This is a genomic window from Amphibiibacter pelophylacis, assembly GCF_037688875.1.
Classification (GTDB): domain Bacteria; phylum Pseudomonadota; class Gammaproteobacteria; order Burkholderiales; family Burkholderiaceae_C; genus Amphibiibacter; species Amphibiibacter pelophylacis.
In genome coordinates, this window is record NZ_JAWDIE010000003.1 from 151,331 (window position 1) to 163,041 (window position 11,711).

10 protein-coding genes are annotated in these 11,711 nt (G+C 56.6%); all 10 read right to left on the bottom strand.

Annotated elements, in window-relative coordinates; translation table 11 throughout:
• Positions 1-30: 30 nt before the first annotated feature.
• On the bottom strand, positions 31-321 hold the full coding sequence (locus RV045_RS02885) for a hypothetical protein (RefSeq protein ID WP_423234257.1): 291 nt from the start codon (positions 319-321) through the stop codon (positions 31-33).
• Complete coding sequence (locus RV045_RS02890) at positions 318-1,889, bottom strand: DUF637 domain-containing protein (RefSeq protein ID WP_423234328.1); 1,572 nt, start codon at positions 1,887-1,889, stop codon at positions 318-320. The genes RV045_RS02885 and RV045_RS02890 overlap by 4 nt, the downstream gene beginning before the upstream one ends.
• A gap of 36 nt (positions 1,890-1,925) precedes the next feature.
• Positions 1,926-2,798 carry an Imm49 family immunity protein gene (locus RV045_RS02895; protein WP_423234258.1) on the bottom strand — a complete coding sequence of 291 codons (873 nt, stop codon included), beginning with the start codon at positions 2,796-2,798 and terminating at the stop codon, positions 1,926-1,928.
• Positions 2,799-2,812: 14 nt separating this feature from the next.
• The gene (locus tag RV045_RS02900; protein ID WP_423234259.1) at positions 2,813-4,213 is read right to left on the bottom strand and encodes a DUF6862 domain-containing protein; all 1,401 of its coding nucleotides are present in this window, start codon (positions 4,211-4,213) and stop codon (positions 2,813-2,815) included.
• 104 nt (positions 4,214-4,317) lie between these two features.
• Positions 4,318-5,193 (bottom strand): Imm49 family immunity protein, encoded by an 876-nt coding sequence (locus tag RV045_RS02905; protein WP_423234260.1) that lies wholly within the window; start codon positions 5,191-5,193, stop codon positions 4,318-4,320.
• A gap of 68 nt (positions 5,194-5,261) precedes the next feature.
• Entirely contained in the window at positions 5,262-6,470 is a 1,209-nt protein-coding gene (locus RV045_RS02910) for a DUF6862 domain-containing protein (protein WP_423234261.1), read from the bottom strand.
• A 609-nt stretch (positions 6,471-7,079) separates the two neighbouring features.
• The gene (locus tag RV045_RS02915) at positions 7,080-7,418 is read right to left on the bottom strand and encodes a hypothetical protein (RefSeq protein ID WP_423234262.1); all 339 of its coding nucleotides are present in this window, start codon (positions 7,416-7,418) and stop codon (positions 7,080-7,082) included.
• A gap of 26 nt (positions 7,419-7,444) precedes the next feature.
• Entirely contained in the window at positions 7,445-9,286 is a 1,842-nt protein-coding gene (locus tag RV045_RS02920) for a S10 family peptidase (protein ID WP_423234263.1), read from the bottom strand.
• A gap of 79 nt (positions 9,287-9,365) precedes the next feature.
• Complete coding sequence (locus RV045_RS02925; protein ID WP_423234264.1) at positions 9,366-9,704, bottom strand: hypothetical protein; 339 nt, start codon at positions 9,702-9,704, stop codon at positions 9,366-9,368.
• A gap of 25 nt (positions 9,705-9,729) precedes the next feature.
• Entirely contained in the window at positions 9,730-11,595 is a 1,866-nt protein-coding gene (locus RV045_RS02930; RefSeq protein WP_423234265.1) for a S10 family peptidase, read from the bottom strand.
• Positions 11,596-11,711: the final 116 nt, after the last annotated feature.

Here is an 11,711-nt window from a genome sequence, read left to right on the forward strand (position 1 = left end):
CAGCTTTGCGCGCAGCGCCTAGAACAATGACTAAACCTTGACTATTACCTCGAATTCTGGCCCGAGCTCCTCCCTAAGTTGCTCCGCCAATCGAGTCGCCTGTTGCTTGAACTCAACCTCATCCGCTTCGCTCTTGAAGCCCGAGTCCGGTGGGTAGTCGTGATTAAGTGTTTGATCAAATGCACGCGCCCAATCAGCAAGAAGTTGCCTTACCTCTTGAGACAGCGGCAAATCATTCGGATCGATGTCTCCAACTTCTTCTCCTGATGCATGCCAAAGCGGGAAGCATCCATAGTCAGTCATAAGTTTGATTATTTTCATTTAATACTTCCCCTCGGATTTGCGTCAACAATAAAACCGTTGTCAGAAATTGTGATGGCAAATCGCCTTGGTTGTCCATTAATCACAGTTTCAAAAATCGGACGGCCAACACCAACACCCTGATAGCCCACGATTTTTCCTTGACTCACGGCCTGCATCACAACATTGGGAATTTCTGCCGGGCTAACACCAATGTTAGCAAAATCATTGGCGTGTTCCCCAACGATGTGCTGCAATCCTGCGCGAGAATTTTCGGTCTCAAGAAAGACGACTTGGCCATTCGGACCACGTGCAGTGGCGATCACATTTTCAGGTGTGAACTTCACCCCATTTGCAGTTAGTTCGTTCAGGAGAATTGTACTGACTCCCCCATTTGCCCCTCTAACCGCATTATTACCCACCCCCAACTCGACCTTGGTCGCCGTCGCCGATTCTTGCAAGCCTGCGGCTTTCTGAGCTTCATTCGTTTGATCCACGGCCTTCAACAACTGGCGGGCTTCGGCTAATTTCTCCGCAACCTTGACCGAGTTCCCCGCTTCGTAAAGCGCCTTCGCTTCCCGGATCGCTACCTTGGCTCCATCACCTATCGGGCCAAGTACCCCCAGCCCCGCCAGAACATAATCCAGCTTTGTCTGTGCCTCGGCAAATGCCTTGACATCGCCCACCCCGGGCGTCATGTCCAGCGTCAGGTTACCCATAAACCGGATCAGATCGGCCGCTTTGGCAATGCCTTGCGCATCATAGTGCGGCACGTTCAGCAGCGGCCTGAAACTCGCTTTCTCCGATGCCGCACTGTACTCATCCAGCCCAGGTCGTGATGACTCGGCCCCTTGGCCCGTGTAGCTCTTCAATGCCTCCTGCATGTGCGCATACCGAGCAGAGCATTCGGCACTGGCCCCATCAGCGTAGCAGGCCGCCTTGAGCTTTGCATCAAGCTCACGGTCGAGCTCATTCCACCGGTCACGGGCAGCGCACGCCTGCTTGTCACCCTGCTGGCAGGCCTGCGCAGCCTTCAGCCTGGCCTCGTTCCCGATGTGGCTGAGGTAGTTGTTCTGCGCCGCATTCGCTGCCGTCACCGCCGCCATGTTCACGCTGGCAGCGTCCCCGCTACCCGTCAGCGCCACTCCCGCTCCCGCCATCAGCGAGGCAAACGCCACCGTGTCCTGCGCGCCTGCGCTGCCTGTCGGGTTGTACCACCGTGCCGCCAGCTCGCCGATCACGGCGCCCCTGGCCCCGGCACCGCAACCTTCGCTGTCCCCCTGCCCGGCAGCCCCCGCCGCGCAGCCCAGCAGCGCGTGCGCCAGCGCCTGTCCGGCCGGGTTCAGCTGCGCGGGCTGGCCGGGCCCGCCGGGAACTGTCATGTCCCCAATGAACTGCGCGCCAAAGGCCGCTCCGGTACTGGTCACCGCACCCACCAGCGCGGTTTTCAGACCCGCCTCCAGATCCCCTCCGGTCAGGGCACTGTTCATCGTGGCCGAGGCCACGTTGTTGATGATGTTCTTGCCCAGGTTGGCCGAAAACCCGGACGTCTGCGGCGTGACTTCCTGAGAATATTGCGGCCCAATTATTTTTACGAATTATTCATTCAAACAAATTACAGGCTGTCAAATCGAATCCGGCCTCTTTGGCGACAGATGTGCATAAGGCTCGCAAAATGGCTGCCAAATATCAAAATCGCGCATGAACGGCCAAGGCTCGTCGTAATTCGGCAAAGGGTTGACAGGCAGCCATTCTTTAGGGATCCACGGCGTATCAAGTTCCAGCTCGTAACCAGCACGCCATGCTAATTTAGCAAAAATGGTCGCATACGAATCAATTAAGTCCCAAGTAATTCCTGATTGCTGCAAATAGCGTTTTCTGCGCACTGCTGGGGTCACCATCTCCAGAAGCACTGCCTTCATGGCAGAGCTGTCACCTGCCGCCAACGCCAGATAAAATCGGTGATCAATCAAACCAGACCGATCTTTCGTGATCTGGTTTTCCATGGATAGGATTCGCTCACTGCGCTCCCCCAGCTCATCCCAGCGAGCATTCAGTGCCAGCCACGATTGATATTGATTAAACATCCAACTTTTTTCATCATTTTTATCAAATTTAGTGACTTTTTCAGGTAACTCATAAAGCAAATCAAATTGTCGACACCATTCAATTGCCTCATGATTATCGCTAATCAAAGGCCACAATAGGTCCTCAAACAAGTAGAATTCTCGTGTCTCATGAATCAAAGCTATTCGCGCTTTTGCCGACAAGAAGGCCCATTGCTTCAGTGATCTTTGATTTTTCTCTTTAAAATAAGCCAACATCGATCGAACCTTACAATCACTGGAGAGTGTTCGCAGACACCCTTCGCGCGACCCTTGACCAGTTGCAAGCAGTACATTTCTTTCTTCAAAAACATCCAGCTGCTCTGGCGTCATTCTTTTCAGCAAGCTCGTCAACCCGCGCGCTTTACTTTCAGTGTAATTTTTTAGATTCATAATTAGTTAAATTTTCACACGGGACTTCTGGGGTCGACCCGAACAATCTTTAACTCACCTGTAAATTTGTCAAGAAAAGTCACTGCCTTGATCAAGGTTCCATTATTCATGGCTTTTGATATCGCGATAGCCGAGGGGGAGCCATCTAATCGATCCACAACCGCCTCTAGCGATGGATTTGACAATTGCATTACCGCGCTTTTATAGTAAGCAGTGCCAGCGGCATTTGCATCCAAAGCAACCGAACCAGTCTTCGCCAACTGTTTACTGTCAAGAACCATTGTCATAGTCTTTCCGGTTTGCGAATCCACGAACTGGATCACATGATCAAGTCCATTATTGCCGCTATACTTTGTTCCACTCAGCACCTTGATATTCGGGTCAGAAGCAAGCAGACTCGACACCAGCGATTCTGTCTTTGTTCCCAGCCGGTCACCATTGGCGATGATGTCCTGCATCATCAGTGTCTGATCCCAGGTCCTGGGAGGAACAATTACCGCTTCACCCAGCTTGGCTTTGTTCAGATAGCCCGAGGCTGTTGGAACTTTAACCGCTTTGGCCGCCGACTCTTCGATCCTGCTCAGAATCGAGACTTCCCGGACCAGATCGTCGGCCAGCGCAGCTTTCTTCCCCGGCTCAGGAATAAAAACAGACGCCATGGCGCCCATCGCCGCGCCGATCTGCTTCTCATCCCCGGACTCAAGGGCAGACGCAAGGCTGTTTCGCAGCTTCTGACTGGATAGGTCGACCAGCTGCTCGTATTTTTCGGCATTCTGCGCGATCCAGGCGGCAGCACGCTTGACATCATCCGCTCTGGCCGTCACGCCATCCCATGCAGCATTCGGATCGCTCACAAGCTGACTGATGAACGTGGCAGCATCGGCATAGGGCTGCACAAGCGAGACCAGAGTACCCTTGCCCGTCTCGAAAAGCAGGCTGCCCGAGCTGAGGCCTCCAGCGGCCTGGCTGATCGTATGCAGCCCATCCGCGCTCACGATGATCGACAGGCGGGCATCGCGCACAATCTCCGCCGCTGCGCTGCGCACTTTCTGCTGCTCGGTCTGGCAGGCCGCTGCATTATTCCCGTTGCAGGCCTGGCGCAGGATGCCATCACGCGCCTTGTCCAGCGCATCAACTGCTTTCAGCTGCGCATCCTTGTCCTGACGGCAGGCTTCGTCCCTGCAGCTGGAACGCTCGGATTCGAGCTGCTTCTTGCGCAGGATATCGGCATGCGCCAGCCAGTTGTTCTGCGCCGCATTCGCCGCCGTCACCGCCGCCGTGTTCACGCTGGCAGCGTCCCCGCGACCCGTCAGCGCCACTCCCGCTCCCGCCATCAGCGAGGCAAACGCCACCGTGTCCTGCGCGCTTGCGCTGCCCGTCGGGTTGTACCACCGCGCAGCCAGCTCGCCGATCACGGCGCCCCTGGCCCCGGCACCGCAGCCTTCGCTGTCCCCCTGGCCAGCAGCCCCCGCCGCAATGTTTTCAGGACTGACAGCAGGCTCGGGACCCGGTCAATCGATCATGTCAGCCGCTGTGGTCTTTTCGGTGACAGATGTGCATAAGGCTCGGAGAAAGGCTGCCAAATATTAAAATCGCGCATGAAAGGCCAAGGCTCTTCGTAATGCGGCAAAGGCTTGACGGGCAGCCAATCCCGTGGAATCCAAGGTGTGTCCAAATCCAATTCGTAACCAGCGCGCCAAGCCAATTTTGCAAAAATTACAGCATAGGAATCAATCAAATTCCAAGTGACGCCTGATTGTTGCTCCTGCCGAATTTTTCTTTCCCTCGGAGATACCTTCTCCAACAGGACAGAGGTCATTCCCGCCTTGTCGCCTTTGGCCAGTGCCAGATAGAAACGGTGGTCAATCAGATACGAGCGGTCTTTCTTGATCTGCTCTTGCATTCCCAAGATGCGTTCGCAACGCTCACCCAGCTCATCCCAACGGGCGTTGAGTGCCAACCACGACTGGTAGCGGTAAAACATCCAGTTCTTAGGATCGTCTTTGTCGCCACCAATAACACTTTTCGACAACTCATACGGTAGTTTGAACTGACGGTACCAATCAATCACCTCCTCGTTATCGCCGATCAATGGAGAAAGCAGGTCTTCAGTCAAATAGTCGTTTAGCGTATCATGCTCACACATGATACGAGCTTTGGCCGCCAAGTACGCCCACTGCTTCATATTCGCCGTGTCGTCATCGCGGAAGTAGGCAAGCATAGATCGAACAAGGCAATCACTTGAAAGATTACCCAAACACCCAGAGCGCGACCCTTGTCCTGTTTCGAGCATGTGATTTCGTGTCTCGAACCATTCCAAGCCTTCACTTGTCATAAAGTTCAATAATCCGAAAACTCCACGCGATTTTATTTTCTCATAGTTTTTCAAGTTCATGGCAAGTTCACTCAGCGCTTTGGGGTGTTAGGTACTGCAACTCGAACAATTTTCAACTCGCCAGTGGATTAATCCACAAAAGCAGCTGCTTTCACAAGCGTCTGATTTGCAATCGCTCGTTGCAAGATGAGGCCGATGGGTGAGCCTTGCCCAGTTAACCGCTGCCCAATCACCCCCAAAGAACCGTCTGACAACTGCATCACACCACCAGCAGCCTTCGGCTCCAGGCTGGTCGAACCACTTCGATCCAATTGCTTGCTATCAATCACCATGGTTTTGGTCACGCCATCTGCCGGATCAACAAACTGGATCACAAGATCAAGTCCATTATTGCCGCTATACTTTGTTCCACTCAGCACCTTGATATTCGGGGCAGAAGCAAGCAAACTCGACACCAGCGATTCTTTCTTTGTTCCCAGCCGGTCACCATTGGCGATGATGTCCTGCATCATCAGTGTCTGATCCCAGGTCCTGGGAGGAACAATCACCGCTTCGCCCAACTTGGCTTTGTTCAGATAGCCCGAGGCTGTTGGAACTTTAACCGCTTTGGCCGCCGACTCTTCAATCCTGCTCAGGATAGAGACTTCCCGCACCAGATCGTCGGCCAGCGCAGCTTTCTTCCCCGGCTCAGGTATAAAAACAGACGCCATGGCGCCCATCGCCGCGCCGATCTGCTTCTCATCCCCGGACTCAAGGGCAGACGCAAGGCTATTTCGCAGCTTCTGACTGGATAGGTCGACCAGCTGCTCGTATTTTTCGGCATTCTGCGCGATCCAGGCGGCAGCACGCTTGACATCATCCGCTCTGGCCGTCACGCCATCCCATGCAGCATTCGGATCGCTCACAAGCTGAACGATGAACGTGGCAGCATCCGCATAGGGCTGCACAATAGAGACCCGAGTACCCTTGCCCGTCTCGAAAAGCAGACTGCCCACGCTCATGCCGCCAGCGGCCTGGCTGATCGTGTGCAGCCCGTCCGCGCTCACGATGATCGACAGGCGGGCATCGCGCACAATCTCCGCTGCTGCGCTGCGCACTTTCTGCTGCTCGGCCTGGCAGGCCGTTGGATTATTCCCGGTGCAGGCCTGGCGCAGGATGGCATCACGCGTCTTGTCCAGCGCATCAACTGCTTTCAGCTGCGCGTCCTTGTCCTGACGGCAGGCTTCGTCCCTGCAGCTGGCCCGCTCGGATTCAAGCTGCTTCCTGCGCAGGATATCGGCATGCGCCAGCCAGTTGTTCTGCGCCGCATTCGCCGCCGTCACCGCCGCCGTGTTCACGTTGGCAGCGTCAGCGCCAGATCACCCGGCCTCCAGCAGCGGATAGGGCGGAAAGGCGTGCGCCAGACGAATCAGCACGGCCCGCTACAGGGCAGGCATGGTCTGGGCAGGGTGGTGGGCCAGAGCGGGCACGTTGCAAAGAACATCCCCTGCAGGCCATGCGGTGAACGACCATCCCCAGTTTCTGGGGATAACTCTGGTGAAAAGCACTGGATTTGGCGCGCAACGTCTTGATGCTGCGGGCGAAAAAGCCTGTTTTGCCTAAAATCCGGGCAGTCCGGCGCTAAACCCTTGACCCACCGCCAGGGGGCTGCGGGCGGCTGCTGGAGCGACCACGCTACGAGGGAAACCGGGAGGCGACACAGCGATTTTTCCGTCAGAAATCCCGACAGACCCGCTTGACAAACGCCCGATCATCAAGGTCAGACCAGAAGTAAAACCAGCCACACGCAGCCGTCCCCAGAAGCTGGGGATAAACCCGGTGACAAGTGGTGGGAAGAGTGGTGCAAGCGCTTGATTGGATGGGGAGAAGGGCCTGTTTTGCCCCAAAAAAAGGCAAACCGGCCGCACTGCACAGCAGCCGGCCGGTTCACAAGGGAATGACTGCGCTCAGGACTGCGGCATCAGCGCAAAGCGCCAGGTGCCGGTGGGCGTGCTCACGTCCAGCTTGCTGTTTGCAGCCCCTTTACCCGCCGTCACCGTCAGGCGGTTGCCCGATTTGGCCAGCGTCCAGCCCGCAGGTGTTTCAGCGTGGAAGGCGGTCACGTCGCCCGCGCCCTGGATGAAGCACAAGTCGCGGCTCTGGCCCGGTTTGGCATAAACCGCCTGAACGCCCATGTTCACGCCTGCAGGCAGGGTCAGATAGCAGCTGTCGTCGCTCTGGGCCCAGGCCGTGCTGCTGCCGAAAAAGGCCAAGGTGCTCAGGGGAATCAGTAGATACTTGTTCATGGTCGTGTCCTTGATAAGGCGCGCAGTCATTGCGCAGCAGCTGTCGTGCTCAGCGGGGCGTAGAGAGCGTCCAGATCCTTGCGGACCTGGGTTCGCACCTTGGTGTCCAGATACAGCATGTGACCGCTGCCATAAGCATGGAAGGTAATATTTTTCTGCAAAGCAGGATCAATCGGCAATGATTGCAGATCAAGCTGCGTCTGATAGAAAGGGGTCACCTGATCGTAATATCCCCCCAGACCCACCACTTTCAGGTAAGGGTTGAGCGACATGGAAGCCGCCAGATCAGGACGGCTGTCCATTTCAATCTGGCTGCTGGTGGTCGATCCATCCGGAAGCGTGTGATCATAGCTCCACCCATTAAAGACATTGTTGTTCAGACTCACAAATGATGATGTGGTGCTGTATTTAAGATCGCCTGCAATGTAGTCCTGCCACAAGCCAGTATAAGCCCCGTTCACCGCCACAATTGTTGGATCGTTGGCTCCAGCATCATTGGGAATGGTTCTTATGATACCGGCAGCCGAAACAGCCGTACGCGCATCATACGCCCCGGTGATTTTGTTCTGGCTGGCCAAAACACTCTGACTAAAAATACCCGAACCAAAGGGCAGAAGATAAGTGATCGCATACTTCTTTTTCAACGCCGCCAGATCCGCACCCGCCTTGACATCCGCATCCGTCTGAGCAACAAAGGCCGGGTTGGTCGGCGAATACAGGTAGCTCCAGACGCCGTCAATGCCGAACCCGGGACCGGTCAGGGGCTGCGCTTGCGACACAACGTCCAGATAGCGTGACTCGAAGGTGGGATCATCCTTCAGGTTGCTGCGCAAGGCATCCGAAATGTGATAAGTCTCCCCCAGCAAGGGATACTTGGCATTCAGAGCAAAGGGCGTGTAAACATCTTTTGTGAAGGCGCGCGCCGCATCCGCCATCTGGTCTTCTGTAAGACTCTGGTATTTGGCATCATTGACCTTGTGATACCAGGCCGCCATCGCCATGGTCGGCAGGGCTCCCAGAAGGTTGCCGCGCTCGGTAAACGTCAGAATGGGCGAAATCAGCGTTACACCGTTCAGCGGGATGCCCGCCGTCTGCAGACGCCAGGACGTGATCGCCGTGCGCGGCCCGCCATACGATTCGCCCATCAGGTACTTGGGGGAGTTCCAGCGGCGGTTGATAGACAGGTAGCGCTGGACAAAATCACGGATGCTGTCGGCATCAGAGTCGGTGGTCCAGAAATCCTTGTTGGCCAGCGGAGCAATGGCGGCCGAATAGCCGGTCCCCACCGGGTTGATGTAAACCAGGTCGGTTTTGTCAATCAAGGTATCCGGGTTATCTTCCAGGGTATACGGCGCTGGAGGAAGCGTATCGGGGAAATTATCCGAGTTCACGCGCCTGGGTGAAAATGAACCCAGCATCAGCCAGCTGGCCGCCGAGCCGGGACCCCCGTTGTAGATGAACGTGACAGGTCGCGTGCCCGGCGCTTCGCCGTCCTTGGTGAAAGCCACGTAAAACATGGAGGCGCGGGGCGTCGACAGTTTGTTATCGACCGTGGTCAGATGCCCCGCTGTCGCGGTGTAGCGGATTTTCTGGCCATTGAGCGTCATCTCATGGTGGGTGACTGCCACCCCTTCTTTGGCCAGATCCGATGTGATCTGCCCCGCGGGCTGGCCACTGTAAACAGCCGTATCCACCAAAGGCTGATCACTGGCCAGGGGGGTTTCAGTGGGCTGGGTGCTGGGGTCGGTCGAGACCACACTGGTACCGCTGCCGCCGCCGCACGCAGCCAGGAGTGCAGCGAGTGCGATGGGGAGCAGGGATTTCAGTTTCGGACGACTCGCGGGCAGGTTATTCTGGGTAGTGCGCATCAAATGTCTCCACGACGGGTTTTGTGGCGTTGAATATCCGGCAGCAGACTTGTGGCCCGCTGCCAGATCAGGTACCAGATCAGGACTGCGGCATCAGCGCAAAACGCCAGGTGCCAGTGGGCGTACTCACGTCCAGCTTGCTGTTTGCAGCGCCCTTGCCGGCCGTCACCGTCAGGCGGTTACCGGATTTGGCCAGTGTCCAGCCCGCAGGAGTTTCAGCGTGGAAGGCGGTCACGTTGCCCGCGCCCTGGATGAAGCACAAGTCGCGGCTCTGGCCCGGTTTGGCATAAACCGCCTGCACGCCCATGTTCACGCCTGCAGGCAGGGTCAGATAGCAGCTGTCGTCGCTCTGGGCCCAGGCCGTGCTGCTGCCGAAAAAGGCCAGCGTGCTCAGGGGAATCAGAAGATACTTTTTCATGGTCTTGTCCTTGTGGGGTCAGCAGTTACTGGGCGGCTGCCGGGGTGTACAGGGCATTCAGATCCTTGCGCGCTGCCGTGCGGGCCTTGCTGTCCACATACAGCATGTGGCCGCTTTCGTAGCTGTGCGTCGTGATGTTCTTCAGCAGGGCCGGATCAACAGGCAGTGACGCCAGATCCAGTTCGGTCTGGTGGAAAGGCGTCACCTGGTCGAAATACCCCATCAAAGCCATCACTTTCATGTACGGGTTGAGCGACATCGTGGCAGCCAGATCAGGACGGGCGTCAAACTTGTTGTCGTCACTGGTCACCGTGCCATCGGGCTCCGTGTGCGTGTATTTCCAGGCTTTGAAGACATCCGTATTAATTCCAACAAAGGAAGAATTGGTCGTGTACTTCAGATCACCGCCAATGTAGTCGCGCCACAGAGCGGTATAAGCCCCATTGACGGCGACAATGCTTGAGTCATTCGAGCCCGAATCGCCGGGAATGGTGGCGGCAATCCCTTTGGTCGACAGGCTGGTTCGGGCATCATACAGACCGGCGGATCTTTCCTGGTCCGCCAGCAGGGTCAGATTGAAATAACTCGGACCATAGGCCCAGGCATAGCGGGCGCCATAAAGCTTGGTCGCATCCGCAATGGTCGTCTGTCCCGATTTAACGGCACTGTCGATGGAATCCTTGAAGGCTTTATTAAGCGGGCTGGTGTACAGCGCGCTCCACGTCGCATCAACACCAAACCCGGGTCCGGTGTAGGCCTGGGTCTGCTTCAGAATATCCAGGTACTTCGTCTCGTAAGCCGGGTCTGCGAGATTGAACTGGGTCAATAGCGGCAGAATCGTATTATCACCATCCAGTGGGTAGGCGCCAGTGGCCGCAAAAGGCGTCAGCACGTTGGTCGAGAAATCACGCGCGGCCTGTGCCATATCGGTGGCGCTCAGATCATGGAACCGGGCATCGTTGCGTTTGTAATACCACGCCGCCATGGCCATGGTCGGCATGGCACCGAGCAGATTGCCCCGCTCGGTAAAGTTCAGAATGGGCGAGACCAGAGTCACGCCGTTGAGCGGAATCCCTGCGGTCTGCAGGCGCCAGGACGTGACGGCCGTGCGTGGCCCCCCGTAGGATTCGCCCATCAGGTATTTGGGGGAGTTCCAGCGGCGGTTGATCGACAGGTAGCGCTGGATGAAATCGCGGATGCTGTCGGCATCGGCGTCCGTGTTCCAGAATTCCTTGTTGGTCAGCGGTGCAATGGCGGCCGAATAGCCGGTGCCCACCGGATTGATGTAGACCAGATCGCTCTTGTCAAGCAGGGTATCCGGATTATCTTCCAGCGTGAACGGCGCAGGCGGCAGCGCATTGGGGTATGTGTCGGTATTGATGCGTTTGGGCGAGAAGGCGCCCAGCATCAGCCAGCTGGCGGCCGAGCCCGGGCCGCCGTTATACAGAAAGGTCACAGGACGTGTTCCAGGCGCTTCACCGTCTTTGGTAAAGGCCACATAGAACATGGACGCGCGCGAAGTCGACAGCTTGTTATCGACGGTGGTCAGATGCCCGGCCGTGACGGTATACCGCAGCTTCTGGCCATTGAGCGTCATTTCGTGGTGGGTGACCGCGACCTCTTCTTTGGCCTGATCCGGCGTCACCTGACCCGTCGCCTGGCCGCTGTACACCGCAGTATCGACGAGGGGCTGGTCAGCCGCCAGCGGGGTATTGTCTGTCGCGGGGCTGGTGCTGGCGTCGGTCACCGTGCTGGCGCCAGTTTCAGTGCTGGACACCACACTGGTGCCACTGCCGCCTCCGCAGGCCGTCAGGAATGCAGCCATAGCAACAGGCAAAAGGGTTTTCAGGAGCGGGCGCGGGGCCAGCCGATCAGCAGAAATGGGGCGCATGGGAGTCTCCAGGGTGGAAAGAACCGTCGAAATTTTGTTCAACGATTCATTTTTCCCTGGACCTTCCAGCCTGTCTCTGACTCTTCCTCTAAATCAGGGGAAATCCCTGGTCAAGA